The 18,101-nt window shown below is 63.8% G+C and carries 15 protein-coding genes and 1 tRNA gene; 10 read left to right on the top strand and 6 right to left on the bottom strand.

Annotated elements, in window-relative coordinates; translation table 11 throughout:
• Nucleotides 1-21: 21 nt before the first annotated feature.
• The 5 genes from JQ580_RS28990 to JQ580_RS28970 all read left to right on the top strand — a co-directional run bounded on the left by JQ580_RS28990 (nucleotide 22) and on the right by JQ580_RS28970 (nucleotide 7,018).
• Entirely contained in the window at nucleotides 22-1,026 is a 1,005-nt protein-coding gene (locus tag JQ580_RS28990; protein WP_249134523.1) for a lysylphosphatidylglycerol synthase transmembrane domain-containing protein, read from the top strand.
• Nucleotides 1,027-1,054: 28 nt separating this feature from the next.
• On the top strand, nucleotides 1,055-3,346 hold the full coding sequence (locus tag JQ580_RS28985; RefSeq protein WP_249134522.1) for a hypothetical protein: 2,292 nt from the start codon (nucleotides 1,055-1,057) through the stop codon (nucleotides 3,344-3,346).
• Nucleotides 3,347-3,566: 220 nt separating this feature from the next.
• A complete protein-coding gene (locus JQ580_RS28980; RefSeq protein ID WP_212284042.1) occupies nucleotides 3,567-4,784 on the top strand; it encodes a class I SAM-dependent methyltransferase in 1,218 nt (405 codons plus the stop codon).
• Nucleotides 4,777-5,970 carry a class I SAM-dependent methyltransferase gene (locus JQ580_RS28975; RefSeq protein WP_212284040.1) on the top strand — a complete coding sequence of 398 codons (1,194 nt, stop codon included), beginning with the start codon at nucleotides 4,777-4,779 and terminating at the stop codon, nucleotides 5,968-5,970. The genes JQ580_RS28980 and JQ580_RS28975 overlap by 8 nt, the downstream gene beginning before the upstream one ends.
• Before the next feature lie 13 nt (nucleotides 5,971-5,983).
• A complete protein-coding gene (locus tag JQ580_RS28970; RefSeq protein ID WP_212284038.1) occupies nucleotides 5,984-7,018 on the top strand; it encodes a Gfo/Idh/MocA family protein in 1,035 nt (344 codons plus the stop codon).
• On the opposite strand, the gene JQ580_RS28965 is transcribed toward JQ580_RS28970, so the two are convergent.
• Nucleotides 7,008-8,666 carry a hypothetical protein gene (locus JQ580_RS28965; protein ID WP_249134521.1) on the bottom strand — a complete coding sequence of 553 codons (1,659 nt, stop codon included), beginning with the start codon at nucleotides 8,664-8,666 and terminating at the stop codon, nucleotides 7,008-7,010. The two genes, JQ580_RS28970 and JQ580_RS28965, sit on opposite strands and share 11 nt — an antisense overlap.
• Before the next feature lie 160 nt (nucleotides 8,667-8,826).
• On the opposite strand from JQ580_RS28965, the gene JQ580_RS28960 reads away from it, so the two are divergent.
• The 3 genes from JQ580_RS28960 to JQ580_RS28950 all read left to right on the top strand — a co-directional run bounded on the left by JQ580_RS28960 (nucleotide 8,827) and on the right by JQ580_RS28950 (nucleotide 10,751).
• The gene (locus tag JQ580_RS28960) at nucleotides 8,827-9,333 is read left to right on the top strand and encodes a hypothetical protein (protein WP_212284037.1); all 507 of its coding nucleotides are present in this window, start codon (nucleotides 8,827-8,829) and stop codon (nucleotides 9,331-9,333) included.
• A gap of 9 nt (nucleotides 9,334-9,342) precedes the next feature.
• Nucleotides 9,343-9,849 (top strand): hypothetical protein, encoded by a 507-nt coding sequence (locus JQ580_RS28955; protein ID WP_212284035.1) that lies wholly within the window; start codon nucleotides 9,343-9,345, stop codon nucleotides 9,847-9,849.
• Nucleotides 9,850-9,989: 140 nt separating this feature from the next.
• Nucleotides 9,990-10,751, top strand: coding sequence for a glycosyltransferase family 2 protein (locus tag JQ580_RS28950; protein ID WP_212284033.1), 762 nt, complete (start codon nucleotides 9,990-9,992; stop codon nucleotides 10,749-10,751).
• Nucleotides 10,752-10,886: 135 nt separating this feature from the next.
• On the opposite strand, the gene JQ580_RS28945 is transcribed toward JQ580_RS28950, so the two are convergent.
• Together JQ580_RS28945 and JQ580_RS28940 are read right to left on the bottom strand one after the other, a co-directional pair.
• Nucleotides 10,887-10,962 (bottom strand) — tRNA-Trp (locus tag JQ580_RS28945).
• A gap of 98 nt (nucleotides 10,963-11,060) precedes the next feature.
• Entirely contained in the window at nucleotides 11,061-11,681 is a 621-nt protein-coding gene (locus JQ580_RS28940; protein ID WP_212284031.1) for a hypothetical protein, read from the bottom strand.
• 203 nt (nucleotides 11,682-11,884) lie between these two features.
• Between JQ580_RS28940 and JQ580_RS28935 the strand changes: the two genes are divergently transcribed.
• On the top strand, nucleotides 11,885-13,108 hold the full coding sequence (locus JQ580_RS28935) for a serine hydrolase domain-containing protein (protein ID WP_212284029.1): 1,224 nt from the start codon (nucleotides 11,885-11,887) through the stop codon (nucleotides 13,106-13,108).
• 7 nt (nucleotides 13,109-13,115) lie between these two features.
• Here the strand turns inward: JQ580_RS28935 and JQ580_RS28930 are convergent, their stop codons facing one another.
• The 3 genes from JQ580_RS28930 to JQ580_RS28920 all read right to left on the bottom strand — a co-directional run bounded on the left by JQ580_RS28930 (nucleotide 13,116) and on the right by JQ580_RS28920 (nucleotide 16,734).
• Nucleotides 13,116-15,080, bottom strand: coding sequence for an AI-2E family transporter (locus JQ580_RS28930; protein ID WP_212284027.1), 1,965 nt, complete (start codon nucleotides 15,078-15,080; stop codon nucleotides 13,116-13,118).
• 117 nt (nucleotides 15,081-15,197) lie between these two features.
• Entirely contained in the window at nucleotides 15,198-15,965 is a 768-nt protein-coding gene (locus JQ580_RS28925) for an SDR family NAD(P)-dependent oxidoreductase (RefSeq protein ID WP_212284025.1), read from the bottom strand.
• A gap of 70 nt (nucleotides 15,966-16,035) precedes the next feature.
• A complete protein-coding gene (locus JQ580_RS28920) occupies nucleotides 16,036-16,734 on the bottom strand; it encodes a histidine phosphatase family protein (RefSeq protein WP_212284023.1) in 699 nt (232 codons plus the stop codon).
• 134 nt (nucleotides 16,735-16,868) lie between these two features.
• Here JQ580_RS28920 and JQ580_RS28915 point away from each other — a divergent pair, with 134 nt between their 5' ends.
• The gene (locus tag JQ580_RS28915) at nucleotides 16,869-17,654 is read left to right on the top strand and encodes an SDR family NAD(P)-dependent oxidoreductase (protein WP_212284021.1); all 786 of its coding nucleotides are present in this window, start codon (nucleotides 16,869-16,871) and stop codon (nucleotides 17,652-17,654) included.
• Nucleotides 17,655-18,101: the final 447 nt, after the last annotated feature.

Here is an 18,101-nt window from a genome sequence, read left to right as displayed (position 1 = left end):
TGCTCGACGATCCCGCCGCGAATGATCGAGGACGAACACCAGCCGATGAAGCCGCCAGCAAAAGCAATGGTTACCCTGGTCAAATTCGCGGTGTCGATCGGGATTCTGGTGTTGCTGTTGCGCAGCCAGGACCTGTCGTCGCTGAAAACGGATCTGCTTGCCGTCGATCCGAGCGTGCTGGCGCTCGCGGTGCTCCTGCTGTTCGCCCAGACCTTTGTCCTCTGCCACCGCTGGATCCTGATCCTCCGCGCAATGAACGTGCCGCTGAGCTGGCTGCCCGGCTGGCGTATTCTGATCGTCAGCACCTTTTTCAATCAGGTATTGCCCGCGGGCGGCGATGCGGTCCGGATCTGGATGCTGCGGCGTCAGGGCGTGCAATGGTCGCAAACGATCGGCAGCATCGTAGCCGATCGCTTTTTGGCCCTGCTAGCCCTCAGCCTCATCGTCCTGGCAGGAATGCCGTTCCTGCTGCCTCTCGTCCGAGACAGCTCGATCCTTTTCGCAATCCTGACCATTCTGGCGGCTGCATGCCTCGGTGCAATCGCGCTCATGACGCTGGACCGCTGGCCGCCGCGCTTGGTCTCGGCCGTGCCGGCCAAAGTCGTGCAATTCGTAATCCTGGTCAGAGCCCCGTTGTTGGCGGTGAGGGGCCGAGCCATGTTGGTCGGATCCGCCATTGTCGTTCACCTGATTACCGTCACGACCTGCTATGTCCTTGCGGTCGGACTTCAAGCGCCACTCTCCCCACTTGGCGCCTTTGTTCTGATTCCGCTCGTCATCTTGTCCTCTGCCGTCCCCATCTCGATCGGAGGCTGGGGCGTGCGCGAAGGCGCAATGATCGGTGCGCTTGGGCTGGCTGGAATCGCATCCGACAAGGCGCTCGCGATATCGGTCCTGCTAGGCCTCGGCGGCCTGATTGTCGGGCTGTTTGGCGGACTGGTATGGCTTATCGCGCCCGAGCGCGCCGGCTTTACTCCCGACGAGGCGCGGGCCATCGCCGAACGGACGGATGCAGCGCCGGTTTAGCATGAACAGTTCAGGACAAGATCAAACGATGCCGGCTGGCGTGCTGGGTGTGCGCGCCATCATCGAAACGTGGTGGCCGCGTGTCCTCATCTTCGTGCCCGCAGCGCTTTCCATATGGTTCGTGAACCGAACCGGGACCTACCGTGCGCTGCTGTTCGATGGCGGCTGGACGACGCGATTTTACGTCCTCGCCTGGATCGTCCTGACGCCGTATCTCGGCTGGCTGATCATGGCCACCGGACGCCTGACGTTTTCGCTCATCAATCATGAGCCCACTCAGCGCGTCGACGAGTTTTTTGTCGGCGCGGCCGCGCTCATCCTGACGGGATTTGGCTTCGGCGCTCTCTCGATCCTGTACCCGCAGATCGTTCTCGGGCTTGCGACGGTGATGTTGCTGTGGGATAGCCGCCACTCTGTCAAGCCGGAGAAACTTGCGCTGACTCTGCCGCTCATCGCAACGTCTCTGATGGGTCTTTGGCTTCTGGCGACGGTGTTCCTCGATCGCGCCGTCATCCCCGACGTCATTTCGACCGACGTTCAGCAGCTATACGCACCGTATCTTGCGGAGGTTGCGAGAAACCACAGCATCTGGCTTGCGGCCGACAACCCCATCTTCTCCGACTTCGAGATCGGACATGGAAATGGGCTTCATCTGTTGATGGCCACATTTCTACCGCCTCACGTTGCCCAGATCATTTCGTTTCTCTACTTCGTCGGCATCGGCGCGGTCATTTTTGAGCTCGCTCGCATCGTCCTGCCGTTGCAGGCTCTGGGACGCCGATGGGAAGACGCGGCGATCCCGATTGCACTCGGCGTGGCGATCCTTGGCCTGGCATGGCCCCGCACGATGCCGAGCGTCAAGGCCGGCCTCTACATCATGGAGTTCGGCAAATACCATCTGCAGACAGCGGCATTCTTCGTTTACTTCCTGCTGGTCGTCATCCGATCGTCCCAGGCACGCGACCGGCTTGCTGCCGGCATTTGCGGACTTGCCGTCGCCGCCTCCTATCCGCTCTATGCAGCCTTCGTATTCCTGATTTCGTCGCTGGGCGTGTGCACCAAGGTTCTTCAGCGCGACCGATCCGGCCTCGTCACCAGCCTGTTGCTCGGATTTGGAGCGGTTGCCGGGTGCATCCTGGCCTTTTCCATCAACTATCTCTACCTCGGAATCCCTGCGACCAACCCGTACTCGCTCTTTCGAAAGATCGCATCGGTCGAGCGTTTCTCGCAGTTCGGCAGCCTCGATATTCTTGATTTCTTCGTCCTGTCGCAGTCGCTTGAGGTCAGCGATTTCCTCAGCAAGGCGGGCCTGGTCGCCTTCATCAGGCAGGCCAAGTCCGTCCTACTGGTTGCTGTTCTCATCGCGGCGGCGACTTGCGCAATCTCGTTCCTCGATTCGAAGTTGTTTCCGTATCGCTCCGGCACCGCGAAGTCGCGTCCCCTGCCGAGTATCGCCGGCGTCTTCATCGTGATCGCCTACGTCGCCAGTGTTCGACTACTGGACATGACGCTGAACATTCCGAGCCTGATCAGGCTGTCCATTCACGTCAACGCGCTCTTCCCGCTCGCGGCCGCCGCGATCGCCTTCTGGCTGCTCGTCATCGTGCGTCGGCTGGTGCCGGCCGTGTTCGTCGGGCGCTTTGCATCCAATGTCGCCATTCTGGCGCTGCTCGCCGCTTGCGCCTGGATGACGACCGTATATCCCTGGCAGAGCTTCAGGGACGACGGAGCCTTCGCCTTTGCGGCCCGGGGGCGCGCTCTCATCGAGATGCCCCGAGTCAGCCTCAATTGGCAACGCTGCGATGAACTGCAGCAATCCACGGGCTCCGATCGGATACTCGCACTCAACGGCTACCGCGCCATGGTGCCCTGCTATTTCTCGCCGCTGCTCACGCGAGGCAAGATCATCCACACCTATCAGAGTGACGTCGCGCGCGACTTCAAGAATATCGCACTGGGGACCGCCGATACGGCCGAAGCCACCCTTCGGTCACTCGGGGTCAACCTGTTCTATGTTCAGAAGCAGAATTGCGATTTCTGGCTCAACGGTTTCTCCGACCTCTTTCAGGGCGCCGAGCTTGAGAAACGGTTCGCACTTCATAGCGAGACCCCCAACTATTGGATGTTGACGTGGAAAGATGGCGGCCAAACATTGAGTCCTGAAGCCGAGACCGGCATATCCGAGCTACGGACGAGATCGAAAGACATCTACCGGCAGGCCTACGGAATCGAGCCCTTCGAGGTGGTGAAGCACCGTTTGTCTCCAAACGGCCAGCGAGCGGACGTCACGGCTCTCGATAAGCTTACGACCTGCCGCTAGGGCGTGCGTCGCGCGCCGGTTCCGTGCATGTCGAAACGAGGGAAACCCGCAACGAATGCCACCGGCTACCAGCTCGATGGTGTCGCCGCGGTTGCGAATAGCCCGCCCTGCGCAACTTAAGAATTGTGGCACGGCCTGCGGCGCTATATAGGCTTCAACTGCGCCGCGTATCGCCCCGGGGCGCCGACGTCCCTTCGTTTTCCTGCAAAGAGTTAAAGCCGTGACCGATCATTGCCGCCTTTGCCATTCGACCAACCTGCGCCCGGTCATCGATCTCGGACTGATGCCGATCGCGCATCGGCTTCGGCGCAGCCGAAACGAGCAGGACGAACGCTTTCCGTTCGAGGTGCTGGCGTGCGGCGATTGCGGCCTGCCGCAGATCGTCAAGCCAATCGATCCCGAAATTCTCTATCGGCAGTTCAACTACAATTTTAGCAGTTGGAAGCCGGAGCCGCATCAGGCGGACGAGCTCGACACCATCGCGAAATTCTCCAAGCATCAGTCCGTGTTCGAGATCGGATGCAACGACGGCCTGTTCATGGACAAGCTGCGCGAGCGTGGCACCAAGGTCATGGTCGGCGTCGAGCCCAACCCGGTGTCGGGCAAGATTGCCCGCGAGCGCGGCATCAAGGTCTATGCCGACATGCTCAGCCCGGAGATGGCCCACGATGCTGTCGCTCAGTCCGGCAAGTTCGACCTTGTCATATCGCGCCAGGTGCTGGAGCACATCGTCGATTTCGAGAACTTCTTCGACTGCGTGAAGATCGCGCTCAGCGACGACGGGCTGCTGTTCATCGACGTCCCCGATTTCGCTCCCGGCTCGGCGGTGGGGGACCTCTCCGTCCTCTGGGAGGAGCATGTCAGCTATTTTACCGAACCGACCCTGCTCGCGCTGCTGGCGCGCCACGGCTTCGAGGCGGTGTCGGTGAAGAAATACAATTTCAGCGGCGGCAGCCTCGCGATCGCCGCCCGCCGCGCCAAGGGCGCCGTGACGCCGCCGCCTGCGCCATCCGGCGTCGGCGAGAAATTCGGTCAGCGCGCAAGGGAATATGGCGCGCGTCTCCGCCCGATTCTCGCGAAGGCCCGCGCCGACGGGGCCGAGATCGCCATCTATGGCGCCGGCTGCCGCGCCTGCACCTTTACCAACGCCCACGAGCTGGCGGATCTCGTCGACCTCTCGGTCGACGACCAGAAAGAGCGCCAAGGGCTGTTCCTGCCCGGCACCGGCATTCCCATCCGCGCACCCGAGGATCTCGCCGGCAAGTCGGGCCCCCTCATCTGTCTCCTGGCCGTGAACGAGGAGAACGAGGCCAAGGTCTCCGGCCGGCTGCGCGAGAGCGTGAAGCGTCCGCTCGAGATCGTTTCGATCTTTGCGCCGAACGACATTTGGAGCGAGCTCGATCGTCTCGAAGCGGCGCTAAGGTCGCAGCATGGCTGAGGACAAGCTCTTCAACTATTACGAACGTCAGGATGTCCTGCCGACGTTCGGGAATTTCAAATCGTCCATCGAGCTAGAGGCCTACGCCAGCCAGCGGCGCGAGCTGTTTTCGGACAAGCTGGTGCTGCCGCCGCGGCTGTTTCGCGATGCCGACGTCCTCGAATTCGGCCCCGATTCCGGCGAGAACGCGCTGGTGTTTGCAGGTTGGGGCGCGAACATGACGCTCGCCGAGCCGAACCGGCATGCACACCCGAAAATCGAAGCCTACTTCGCGCATTTCGGCCTCACTCAGCGTCTCCGCGAGCTCGCACTCGCCGACGTCGAGGGCTTCAGCAGCGATCGCCGCTTCGACATCATCGATGCCGAAGGGTTCATCTACACCGTGCAGCCGAGCGAAAAATGGCTTGGCATCTTCCATCGGCTGCTCAATCCGGACGGTTATGCCGTCGTGTCCTATTACGAGCGCTATGGCGGCTTCTTCGAGCTGGCGCTCAAGGCGATCCATGCGGCCGGCAAGGCGTTGAGCGGTCGCGCGGTGCTCGACACGGCGAAGATGCTGTTCGAGGCGAAGTGGGACAGCATCCCGCACACGCGCAGTTTCCAATCCTGGCTGATGGATGTGCTGGAAAATCCGTTCGTCCGGCATCGCTACTTCCTCGACGCAGCCAGCTTGTGCGCGGCGGCGCACGGACAGGGGTTCGACGTTCATTCGGCATGGCCCGCCTATCGCGACAGCCTGGACATCTACTGGCACAAGAAGGTGCTGTCCGGCGACGAGAAGCTGCATCGCGCCAGCCGCCATCTCGACCGCAGCCGCCTGAGCTTCCTCGGCGGACGAAAGCTCTATCTGGTCGGCAAGCCCGACGCCGTGCGGGCAATCTCGGCATCGATCGAAGCGCTGGTTCTCGACGTCGATGGCATGATCGACGATCCGTTCGGCGCGAATCTGCCGCGCGTCATCTCGGGCCTGGCGACCCTGCGCGAAACGATCCGCACCGCGGACATCCTCGCCGAGGATACCGCCGACATCGAAGCCATCATGGCGACGCTCGACAGCTTCCACCGCATCTTTGGCGCGATCGGGGGACGGGATGCGGCCGCGGTCGCCGCCCTCACCCAGTCGGATCCGGCCTTCATCAACACGTGGGGGCAGCCGGCACATTTCCTCGTGGTCCGGAAGCGCTAAGGGATCGTCGCCAGTGAAGCCAGGCATTGGCATCATCGGAACGGGCATGGTCGGTCAGATGTGCCACCTCGCCAATTTCGCTGCCAATCCCGCCTGCCGCGTCGTCGCGATTGCCGATCTCCGGCCCGACCTTGCTGCCGCCGCGGCGCGGAAATTCGGCATCCCCCAGGTTTACGGCACGCACCGCGAGTTGCTCACGGACAGCTCGGTGTCCGCCGTCGTGGTCGTGACCAAGCGTCGTGCCACCGGCCCCATCGTGCTGGACGCGTTGAACAGCGGCCGGCACGTGCTATCGGAAAAGCCGATGGCCTACACGACGGCCCAGGCCATGTCGTTGGTCGAGGCCGCGCGGCGGCAAGACCTCGTCTACAGTATCGGCTACATGAAGCGTCACGATGCCGGCGTGGCACGGGCGCTGCAGGTGCTGACGCGCTTGCGCAATGACCAGTCGCTCGGTCGCGTCGTCCGGGCAAAAGGCTGGTGCTTCGGCGGCGACACCGGCCGCTCCCACGACAATTTCGTGATGACCGGCGAGGCGCGACCGGACGGGATCGAACTCTGGCAGGATGGTCCCGACTGGATGCCGCGTGCGATGCGCCCCGGCTACGACAATTTTCTGAACGTCTTCAGCCATATCATCAATCTCGCGCGCTATCTGCTCGGATCGTCGCCGACGGTTGCCGCAAGCGCGATCGAGGCTTCTGGCGCCGGGCGGATCATCCTCGATTTCGACGGCACCGAATGCACGCTGAATCTCGTGAACGGATCGGACGGTGCCTGGCGCGAAGGACTGACGATCGACTTCGAGCGCGGCGCAGTGACCCTGGAATTGCCTCCACCCTTTGCCGAGCAGGAGGCAGAGGTCATCGTCGAGCACGATGGTCAGGGCACGCGGCTGACGGGTGATAAGAGCTGGGCATTCCGGCGCCAGGCCGACGCCTTCGTGTCCGATGTTGCGGCACGAGGCGTACCCTTGGCGCCCGGCGCGGATTCAGTGACCGACATCGCGCTTGCGGAGACCGTTTGGAAACAGCGCTCTAGCGGCTAGGTGCGGCATCCTTGCTGGCGCCCTCGAGCGGCAGGACGCCCGCGATGGGCCCCAGCGTGATCGTGACCTGAGCAAGTTGAGCCAGGAAATCTGCAACATCGCAGCGCGCCAGGAACCGGCACGCATAATACTTCCGCACCAAGGTCTGGTTCGGTGCGGCTCCCGGGCCCGGCTGGAACGAGATCGTCGCCTGCGGCCCCCTCGGATCGAAATGATGGAATGCGCTTCCCGGAGCCGTCCGAGCCTCGTTCATTCCCCGCAGGATGTCGGGCCGTTCGGCGCGTAGCGCGAATCCGAAGAATGGCTGATTGCCCCAGGCAAGGCGCAGCATGTCGGTGACCTCGGCGAGGCCGAACGGGACGTGCCGTGACGGGTAGTCGACAAAGCCGTCATCAAGCGCATAGACCGTCGCCGCGGGCTGCGGCCGGCCGGCAAGGTCGCGCGTCAGCGCCTCCTGCTTCAGCGTTCTCGCCTGCATGAAGACGTAGTCGCTCCACAGCATGCCGATCGACACGATCAAGCTCGATCCGAACAAGATCGCAAAGGCGACGCTGGGCGCGACCCAACGTCCGGCCAGCCGCTTGAACGCGAGCAACACCAGCGCCGACGGCACGCCGAACATCAGCAGATGACGGCTCTCGTAGAAATGCGTGGACGACGGCCGCAGGCCGGCGATCAGATAGGGCGACGACAATGCGAGGAACAAGACCATCGCGAGCCCGAGCGGCAAGGCGATCGCGAGTCTGGACGTGGTCGGCTTCGTGTCGGCACGCAGCAGCAAGACAATGCCGACGAGCACCGCCGCCAGGATGAAGAGCGCCGGGACCGCGATTGCCGCGCGCAACGCGTGAGCCACGACGTCCCGGTAGCCGGTGATGAAGAATGCCAACCATCCCCCGGCCAATTCGCGCAAGCTCGGGAGATGGGCGTCATAGTGCTGCGTGTAGACGCCGATCCGCTTGAACCAGATATTGAGCGTGCCCCAGTAGATCAGAGGCAGCACGATCAATTCCGGATAGAACAAGACGCAGCGCCAGGATGCGAGCCATGTACGGCGGACCAAGCTGTCGGTCGCCTTGCCGCCTCGCCATATCGCAACGAAGAGACCAAGCACCACGAAGGCATAGAGCACGATCGTCGAGTTGAGTGCGAAGCTCAGCAGGAACACGATCGCACAGGCCACGCGAAGCAACACGCGCCGCAAGCCACGGGCGCTGAAGGCCAGCATCAACAGCCATGCGCCGATCAGCAGCAGCCCGAAGCTGAAGACGTAGACGGCATTCGCCTTGCCCGCCCACAGCTGATAGCCGGGATAGGTCCAGACGATCAGCGCGAAACCGACCGCCTCGGCGCGATCAAGCAGACCAAGACGCGTTGCGGTCAGCACGAGCGACATTGCGCCGAAGACGATGCCGGCGAGCGCCAGCGAGACCATCACGATGATCGGAGCGCCTGTCCAGTTCGCGAAGGTGTCGTAGCTGTAAAAGATCGGATGACCGGCACCGTTCAGCAGGAAATCGATGTCGATGAAATAGTCCGGACGCGGCTTCAGCACCAGCCAGTCGTCCATGAAGAGACCGTCGTTCAGGAGCATCGGCGCATGCGCAGCCAGCAGCACGACGAGCAGGACGATGATCGCACGCAGCAATGGGAGTCTCGGACGGAGGAACGGCATCGCCTGCAAGGAGTCGCACGCCTGCGCGACGTCTGCAAGGCGGCTTGATGGGCTCTCTTGACCGGGAAAATACGACCTCTTATAGACTTTCGCTCTGGCTGGGCCAGCGAGACCTCCGGGGCTATTTTCCGCAATGAACATGCTACCGGGCCCGGCGCAAGCCGCTGCGATTGGTCTCAGTGCCGCGCTGCCGCTGCTGTTGCTGTGCTATGCGCGCATCGCTGCCACTGGCGGATCCGGCCGCCGCTTCCGGCTCGGCTCCGTGAGCATCCTGGCCCTCTACGCGATCGCCTGTCTCGCGCTTCCCGGTGAACGCCATTTCGACGACGTGCTTGGCGGCCTGTTCCTGCTCGCGACCGCGATGATGTTTTGCTACATCCTGTTCAGCCTGCTGGCCTGGGGCTTCACGCTGACGCTGCTCACGGCACTCGTTAAGGCCGAACGTCCCCTCAACCTGGAGCAATGGGCCGTAGCCTACATGCAGGGCGGCGATCTCGGCTCTTTCACGCACAACCGCCTGAAACTCCTGGTAGGCGCGGGGATGGTGATCGTGGCTGACGGAAAGCTGGCCCCGACCGCCAAGGGGGTGGCGATCGCGCGCCTCGTCAAACTCGTTCGTCTGTCGACGGGCCTTGGGTGAGAGGCCACGATGTCCTTCGTTGTCGGATTTCTCGCCGCCATCACTTTCGCCCTGCTGTCGCCTGCCTTGCAGCTCATGGCCCGCACGCGCGGATGGCCGGTGGGAGCCGTCACCCTGCTCGCGATCGCCGCGGCCCTCACCCATGGTCTCGGCGTGACGCTCGGAATCCTCGTCGTCCCACAATTTCAGTACTGGGACGCCGCGTCGATTTTCGGTTTTTGCGTGATGGGTTACGTCTTCGCTTTTGGCGCAGTGTACAAATCGGTTTCCCTGGAAATTCTGCTCAGCGTGGTCGACCGGCCCGAGCGGAGGGCTCCGCTGTCGGATATCGTCGAGCGACAGGTTCCAGATCTGTTCCAGGGACGAATTAGGAACCTCGTCGACGGCGGCTTGGTCGAACCGGTGAATTCACGCTTCGTGGCAACGCCGGCGGGTCGCAAGATGGCAGGCCGGGTTGGACGGCTGCGCCGGGCCTTCGGCATCGGCGATACCAGTCTCTATGATTTTTCCGAATAGTTGCCTGGATCACACACATCGCCGGCTTCGTGGTTCTGCAGGGCATATCTGCGGGCGCCTTATTGTTCGCTCCGCCGAGATGACCTAGAGTTGCGTCAGGGCACCACCAGTAAAGAGTGGCCGGCAACAGGCGGCATGAGATGACACCTTCGAGGGCGGCAAAAAGACTAACGATCGTCATCCCTGCACTGAACGAGCAGGACAAGATCGCCGACACCATCGACGGCGTGTTGCCGCTCGCCCGCGAGTTGCTCGACGATTTCGAGATTTTCCTGATCGATGACGGCAGCACCGACGCCACCGGCGCAATCATGGACGAGTTCGCCGCCGGCGAGCCGCGTATCGTCGTGCAGCATAACGCCGAGCCGCGCGGTGTCGGGGCCGGCTTCGAATACGCCCTGTCACGTGCGAAATTCGATGCCATCACGCTCATCCCCGGCGATCACGCCTTCCAGAACGAGGGTATTGCGCGGATGTTCAAGGCGGCTGGCGCTGCCGACCTCGTCATCACCTATCGCGACAACCAGTCGGACCGCTCGGTCAATCGCTCGCTGCAGTCGCACTCGCTTCGGTTCATCCTGAACTGCCTGTTCGGCTTCTGGCTGTCCGACTACCACAGCATGATCGTCTACCCCGTGAAATGGCTGCGCCAGATCGCGGTCAAGGCCGACGGCTACGGCTATCAGATCTGCGCCCTGATCTCGCTGCTCCAGCTCGGCCTCACCTACGTTCAGGTGCCCGTGAGCCTGAACGCGGAGCTGAAAGGGTCGTCCCGTGCGCTGCGGCTGCGCACCTATCTCGAGCTCGGCGGCACCATCTTCTCGCTGCTGCGCCGCGTTCCGATCCGGCACGTCGATCTCAGCCAGCTTCCCAACGATGCGGAGCGGGCCCCGGCGCGCTAGGCACCGCCTGCCTACCGCCCCCTGACCTCAAGCGGACGGGCTCGCCGGTGGCGAATTTCGCTCGCGCATGGCGATTCGCCCGCGGGACGCCTCGCCCCTACCCTGCCAGAACCTGAATTAAGTGATTGATTTGACTGGCAGGAGTGGCAGGGCTCGAACCTGCGACCCCCGGTTTTGGAGACCGGTGCTCTACCAATTGAGCTACACTCCTACAGACCCTGACGTCGCCGCTTCGGATCAGGGCCGCTTTCAAGCACAGAGGGCAGCCGGTTTGCAAGAGCGAAGCGAGCGCCATGCGCGGACTTCGCGCTAGACCCCATCTTTCAGGAGCCAGTTCCGGTAGATCTCCCCGTAGCGCACGCTCACCTTGTCCACCGGGGTTTGCGTCGCGTTGTTGTCGATAGCCGCCTGCACCGCCGCCCCAACGATTCCCTGCCCGGTGTAGAGCGACGCGTTCAGATCGGGATAAGCAACGATCAGCGCGCCGGTTCGGGCATCGACAAGGATGGCGTCGGCGATCATGCCGCGATGGCCGCCGATCACGACACGCTGGATAGCCGACGGAAACAGCAAGCTTTTCACCCGGATGTCGAGCCGCACCGGCCGCGTGCCCGCCAGCCGGGAGGCCAGAACCTGTTCGACGCCGGCCTTGATCCGCGGAGTCAGCAGGCCCTGAATGAAAGCCTTGGCCTCCGGAGTGTCGGCCATTGTTGCCGCCTGTTCCAGGCTGACCGCCTTCGAGTCCGCATAGGCGCGGAGACCGTCCTCCCACTGTATACGGGCGTCCGGTGCAAAACTGACCGCAACGCCGGCCAGCTTCATGCTCGCTATGTCGTTCGGCGACAGGGAATTGTTGGCGGTTACGCAACCCGCAAGCACAAGCAACGCGCCCAGCGCGGCGATGCGCGCCAGCCCCAGCAGCAATCTCAACAACGCCCCCTGCCCTTACCCCAGATTAGCCCGCCCAAATAGGATGTTCCGCCCGCTTCTGTCTACCCCGAATTGTATTTCCGTGCACGCGGCCGATGCCGAGCGTCCGATGCAGAGGTCACCGCGCCGAATGCATCTGTTCTTTACGGAGCATGTGAGCCACACTTTCCCGGTCCATCAAAAAACAACAGTCGGGAGCCCCCATGAACGCCCAAGCCGCCCCGCAGGCCGCCATCGCGCCGTCTACCCCGCCCCTGCCGGAGGCGCGCCCGGAGACGCTCGGGCTGTCGCGTCCGCGCCTTCAGGCCATGTCGGATGCCTTCAAGCGCGAGATCGACAAGGGAACCGTCCCAGGGGTGACCGTGCTGGTATCCCGCCGCGGCCAGATCGGCTGGTTCGAGGCGCTCGGCAGGCAGAGTCCGATGGCTGCCGCACCAATGACGCGGGATTCGATCTTCCGGATTTTCTCGATGACCAAGCCGATCGTCTCGGTCGCCATCATGGCGCTGGTCGAGGACGGCCACCTCCTGCTCAGCGATGCCGTCGCCAAGTTCATCCCGGAGTTTGCCGGCCAGCAGGTCGGCATCGTCAAGGATGGCAAGCTGGAGCTGGTACCGCCGGTGCGGCCGATGACGGTGCAGGACCTGCTGCGTCACACCTCGGGCCTCACTTACGAGCATCAGGGCGACGGCCCGGTACACAAGCTCTACCAGGAATCCCGCGTCCGCAGCCGCAAGATCACCAACGGCGAGCACGCTGCCCTGGTCGCGAGCTTCCCGCTGGTCTGCCAGCCCGGCGCGGAATTCAACTACAGCCGCTCAACCGACATCCTCGGCCGCATCATCGAGGTCGTCAGCGGCAAGTCTCTCGGCGCCTTCCTTACGGAGCGCGTGCTCGCGCCGCTGCAGATGGCCGAGACGGGCTTCGCGACCTCGGAGGCCAATGCGGGCCGGCTCGCCGAGCCGTTCGCGGCCGATCCCTGGACCGGCGACAAGGTCGCGCTGTTCAACATGCACGAGGCACCGGTCATGGAGTCCGGCGGCGGCGGTCTCGTTTCGACCACGATGGACTATGCGCGCTTCTGCCTGATGCTGCGCAACGGCGGTACGCTCGATGGCGCCAGGATCATCGGCCGCAAGACGCTGGAGCTGATGGCGTCCGATCACCTCGGGCCGCACGTCGTGACCAACGGCACCCTGCTGTCGCCCGGACACGGTTTCGGCCTCGGCTTCGCCGTACGCCGCGAGGCCGGCATCGCACCCTTCCCCGGCAGCGTCGGCCAGTATTTCTGGAGCGGCATTGCGGGGACGTTCTTCTGGATCGATCCGAAGGAAGATCTGTTCGCGGTGTTCATGAGCCAGGGCCCGGGGCAGCGCGATTACACGCGAACGCTGGTGAGGGACCTCGTTTACGCGGCGGTGGAGTAGCGCGCGTTCAGGCGCTGGCCCGTCGAACTGACGCCTCGGTCGACACCGAGTGATCGTCGCCCTGCGCCATCGAGACGATGATCTGCGTCGCTTCGCGCAACGAGGTGGCGAACAGATCTGCCTTCGCGGTCTCGCGCAGCTCGTCGATATTGGCGACCCCTTCGGCCCAGCATCCGATCATGATGGCGGCGGCGGGCAGCTTGCGCCGGAGGCGCCGCACCGCATAGCGCAGGTGCGCGGGGCTGGTGATGCCGATGTAATTCAGGCAGACCAGCGCCACGCCCGCCGTCTCGAGGCGGAAGATGTTGGCCGTCGACAGCGCTTCGGGACCTTCGACGCGGCTGCCGACGCCGTGCGCACGGCAGAGCTGCGCGAGCATGATGGCCGCAGCCTCATCGAGCATGGTCCGGCCGCCAATGCAAAGTACGGCATGTTCGCCGCGGAAACGCTCGGCGACAGCCTCCCGATCCAGCACAGGGATGTCCGGCTGATCGCTGGACGGCGCGACGGCCTCGATCGCATCGACAACCTCGGCATCTGCGACCTGCCCGTTTCCGGCGGGGTGACCGTCATCCTGATCCGAGAGATCGTCGACGAATTCGATCACGGTGTCGCGGATGCGGGCGAGCCGCGTCTGGTCCAGCGCGGCGCGGTCGAAGTCCGATTGGGCCAGTTGCATGCCCTTGATCGCCACTTCGTCGTAATAGGCTGGAAGCGACCGCTCCTTCAGAAACTGCTCGGCCTTCTCGGCGGCTTCGGTTGGATCGCCGGCCAGCATGCGCTGGTAGAAAATTTCGGGAGGTGCGAGCGCGGGACGATCGCCGAACATGACGTCGAGGAAGGAGAGCCGCTCGACGTGGCGTCCCAGCACGACGAGGCAAACGGTGAGAGGCGTCGCGAGGACCAGCCCGATGGGGCCCCACAACGCGGTCCAGAACGTCGCGGAGACGACGACCGCCACTGGCGACAGGCCCGTGGTGCGGCCATAGAGCAGCGGTTCGACCACGTGACCGACCAGGGGTTCGATGACGAAGAAAAGTGCCGCGGTCCAGACCAGCATCCACCAGCCCGGATCGACCGCGACGGCGAGGACGAGCGGGAACGCGGCCGCGATGATCGCACCGATATAGGGGACGAAGCGCAGCACGGCCGCGAGAATGCCCCACAGCGCGGCGCTGGGTATCCCGATCAGCCACAGGCCGCTGCCGATCATCACGCCGAAAGCGGTGTTGAGCATGAGCTGGTTGAGAAACAGCCGGCTCAGTCGTGCCGCAGCGTCGTCGAGTGCCGCGGTGGTTCGCTGCAGGTCATGAGAGCCGGCCAGCCTGATCAGGCGATTGCGCAGGTCTTCGCGCTGGATCAGGATGAAGATCACGAAGATCACGATGATCCCCGTCGTGGCCAGCGGCGACACCAAAGGCGCAATCAGCGAGCGCAGGCTCTCGAGTGCGCCGGGATCGGGCTGCAGCACTTCGACCGGCACAGGCTTGACGCCTGTCTTTGCGGCGGGAGCCGAGGTCAGCGGATTGGGTGACGGCACGGATTTGGGCTTGTCCAGCTCCTTGCCGAGGTCCTGCAGCATCTCGGCAGCCCGCTCCAGCGTGGAACTGCCGCCGACGACGCCGCGCACCGACTGGATCTTGGAGAGGATGGTGCTCTGGTACTGCGGCAGATCTCCGGCCAGCCCGTTGAGCTGCGTTGCGATCACGCTGCCGAGCGCGAAGATCACCGCGAAGGCGAACAGCACCACGCCGACCACCGCAGCGGCGCGTGGGACATGAAGACGCTGGAGCAGCCTGACGGGCGCGGCCAGAACGAAGCTCAGCAGGATCGCAAGCGCGACGGGGACGAAAATCTCCCGTCCCAGATAGAGTGCCCCGACGATGATGATGCTCAGGATAGCCACGCCGACCGTGACGACGATCGCGGAAACGTCGTCGGTCGATTGCGGCTTGATCACCGTCGGGAGCATCGGTCTCGCTTCTGGCCTGCCCCTGGTTTGAACGTCGATCCCCAGGACTGCGCGGTCTAACGGCCCGGCATGGGGTTGGTTCCTGCCCACCCCAGCCGTGCCGTTGCGAGCAACCGTTCAGCTGATCGTCGCGCCGCCGTCGATCACCATGGTCTGGCCGGTCATGAAGTCGCCGGCCTTCGACCCCAGAAATACCGCCGCGCCCGCGATCTCGTCGGGAACGCCGATGCGCAACAGCGGCGAGCGCGCGGTCGAGGCCTTCAGGTTCTCCGGATTGTCCCACAGTGCCTTGGCGAAGTCGGTCTTGATCAGGCCGGGCGCGATGCAGTTCACGCGGATGTTGTCCTTGCCGTATTCGCAGGCGAGGTTGCGCGCGAGCTGCATGTCGGCGGCCTTGGAGATCGCATAGGCGCCGAGGATGGTCGAGCCTTTCAGGCCGCCGATCGAGGAGACGATGATGATGGAGCCGTCCTTGCGCTCGATCATCTGCGGCACCACCATCGAGATCAGCCAGTTGTTGGCGACGATGTTGTTGTCGAGGATCTTCCTGAACTGGTCGTCGGAGATGCCGGCGAGCGGGCCGTAATACGGGTTGGAGGCGGCGTTGCAGACCAGCACGTCGATCTTGCCGAAGGCGCGGTTGCTCTCGTCGACGAGGTTTTGCAGATTCTCCTTCGACGAGATGTTGGCGGCGATCGCGACCGCGGTGCCCTTGCCGTATTTGTCGTTGATGCCCTTGGCCACCTGCTCGCAGACGTCGGCCTTGCGCGAGGAGATCACGACCTTGGCGCCGTGCTCGGCCATGCGCTCGGCGATCGCAAGCCCGATGCCGCGCGTCGATCCCGTGATGACGGCGACTTTCCCCTTCATGTCGAACAAGGTCATGTGTCTCTCCCAGTGGACGATTTTGATTTGGTTCAAGCTTACGCCGCGTCTGCGTGAGCGGACGATCGGATCACGCCAGCTTCTTGACCTCCGGTCCGGCCGGCTGATGCATCGCCGCGTGCGCATCGTCGGCGATCCAGGGCTGCTGGTTCACCATCGGCAACCGCCAGACCGAGCGCTCAGGACTCGCGAAATAATCCAGCCGCGTGATCGAGCAATTGTCGATGTCGAAGGACAGCGCCCGCTCGATCTGGCCGTCGAGCGCGAGGCCGATCGCCGCCTTGATGGTGCCGCCATGCGCGACCGCGATGATGTCCTGCCCGCCAGCCTCGCTGTTGATGCGCTCGATGGTGCGGCGCGTACGGTTGTAGAGGTCCATGAAGCTCTCGCCACCGGGCGCGGGCTCGTTGATGTCGGCGAACCAGCTCGAGCCGACGGGTCGGCTTGCGATGAACGCGGCGCGGTTCATGCCCTGCCACTTCCCGAGATTCTGCTCGGCGAGATCTGCTTCCCATGGCATCGACGCAGGCTTCGGGTAGCCGGCCGCCCAGATCGCTTCCGCCGTTTGGTGCGTGCGCATCAGATTGCTCGAATACCAGACAGCCTTGCGTGGCAGCACCTTGGCTACGGCATTGAACACGTAAGTATCGCTGGTGTCGCAGGCGAGATCGCTCTGTCCGTAGATGTTGCCGCCGTCGTTGCGCACCGGCGCGTGACGAACCCACCACCACCGCGTCGTGACCACCCTCGCCTTGTCCTCGGCTGCCATCGAAACCCTTCCATCCCTTGTGATGTCGCTGTACGTCAGTAGGCAACGTGTCTCAAGACACTTTACCGTTTGAAATCTTGTTTGAAATTCCGTCGCGCGGCAAGCGTCGCGCGGGGCATCCGAGGGAGAAACGCATGGGCCGCCTGCAAGGCAAATCCGTCATCATCACCGGCGCCGGCAGTGGCATCGGGCGCGCTGCCGCGCTGCTGTTCACCCGGGAAGGCGCCAAGCTGATCGCAGTCGATCGCTCCGAGGCGGTGAAGGAGACCGTCGACGAAGTGAAGAAATCCGGCGGCGTGGCGGAAGCCATGATCGCGGACGCGGGCTCCGAAACCGATGTGATGGCCGTGATCGACAAGGCGGTGAAGACCCATGGCCGGCTCGACGTGATCTGGGCCAACGCCGGCATCTCCGGCGGGCTGGTTCCGCTCGGCGAGCAGACCGTGGAACAGTGGCAGGAGGTGTTGCGCATCAATCTGATCGGGCCGTTCCTCGCGGTGAAGCATGCGATGCCGCATATGGTGAAGCAGCAGTCCGGCGCCATCGTGCTGACCGCCTCCGTCGCAGGCCTCAAGGCCGGCGCCAGCGGACATCCCTATGCCGCGAGCAAGGCCGGCGTGATCAGCCTGGTGCAGACCACTGCGTATTCGCTCACCGGCACCGGCGTGCGCATCAACGCGGTCTGCCCTGGCCTGATCGAAACCGGCATGACCAAGCCGATCTTCGACCGCGCCAAGGAACGCGGCACCCAGGACAAGATCGGCCAGCTCAATCCGCTCAAGCGTCCCGGCCAACCGCACGAACTCGCGGCGATGGGCCTGTTCCTGGCCAGCGACGAGGCGTCGTACGTCAATGGACAGGCGTTCCCGGTGGACGGCGGCCTCACGGCGTCGATGCCGTATACGGGCAAGCCGGTGTAGCAGCCGTCTCGTGTCCCGGACGCGCTGCAACGCGCTTGCGTTGCTGCGCAAAGCCGAAGGGGCGCTGCGCTGCGTCCGGGGCACGAGAGCGGTGTTCAACGGCACACATGATTGATCATCCTCGCGGCGCAATTCGCCCGAGCTTTGCTTCGTCGCTTCGCCCTCGATTGAAAGAGGGCGCAGGGAAGGCCGGGCGCCGGCTGGCACCCGCGGTCCACTGTGCGAATCCTGCGTGACAAGAAGCTGCACAGCGGCATACAGGTGGAGCCGGGACATCCCGGCCTTCCCTGCGCAGTGGGTTGACGGCTTATGTCGTGCTCTCCCCGGGGAGCGTTGCGCTATTGCCCCCGTCGCCTTGCGGATGGCTGACGCGCTTGCCCGGTTGAGCAAGACACATCACCACAAGACTTGGCGCACAGACCCCGGGCGCCAGGACCACACGATTTT

Source organism: Bradyrhizobium sp. SZCCT0148 (assembly GCF_018129985.1).
Classification (GTDB): domain Bacteria; phylum Pseudomonadota; class Alphaproteobacteria; order Rhizobiales; family Xanthobacteraceae; genus Bradyrhizobium; species Bradyrhizobium japonicum_H.
This window is presented reverse-complemented; position numbering and strand designations above follow the sequence as displayed.

Bases quoted from the DNA above. Each gene is read 5' to 3' on its own strand.
- JQ580_RS28990 (WP_249134523.1), top strand. From the start codon at position 22: ATGATCGAGGACGAACACCAGCCGATGAAGCCGCCAGCAAAAGCAATG.
- JQ580_RS28985 (WP_249134522.1), top strand. From the start codon at position 1,055: ATGCCGGCTGGCGTGCTGGGTGTGCGCGCCATCATCGAAACGTGGTGG.
- JQ580_RS28975 (WP_212284040.1), top strand. From the start codon at position 4,777: ATGGCTGAGGACAAGCTCTTCAACTATTACGAACGTCAGGATGTCCTG.
- JQ580_RS28960 (WP_212284037.1), top strand. From the start codon at position 8,827: ATGAACATGCTACCGGGCCCGGCGCAAGCCGCTGCGATTGGTCTCAGT.
- JQ580_RS28955 (WP_212284035.1), top strand. From the start codon at position 9,343: ATGTCCTTCGTTGTCGGATTTCTCGCCGCCATCACTTTCGCCCTGCTG.
- JQ580_RS28950 (WP_212284033.1), top strand. From the start codon at position 9,990: ATGACACCTTCGAGGGCGGCAAAAAGACTAACGATCGTCATCCCTGCA.
- JQ580_RS28935 (WP_212284029.1), top strand. From the start codon at position 11,885: ATGAACGCCCAAGCCGCCCCGCAGGCCGCCATCGCGCCGTCTACCCCG.
- JQ580_RS28930 (WP_212284027.1), bottom strand. From the start codon at position 15,080: ATGCTCCCGACGGTGATCAAGCCGCAATCGACCGACGACGTTTCCGCG.
- JQ580_RS28925 (WP_212284025.1), bottom strand. From the start codon at position 15,965: ATGACCTTGTTCGACATGAAGGGGAAAGTCGCCGTCATCACGGGATCG.
- JQ580_RS28920 (WP_212284023.1), bottom strand. From the start codon at position 16,734: ATGGCAGCCGAGGACAAGGCGAGGGTGGTCACGACGCGGTGGTGGTGG.
- JQ580_RS28915 (WP_212284021.1), top strand. From the start codon at position 16,869: ATGGGCCGCCTGCAAGGCAAATCCGTCATCATCACCGGCGCCGGCAGT.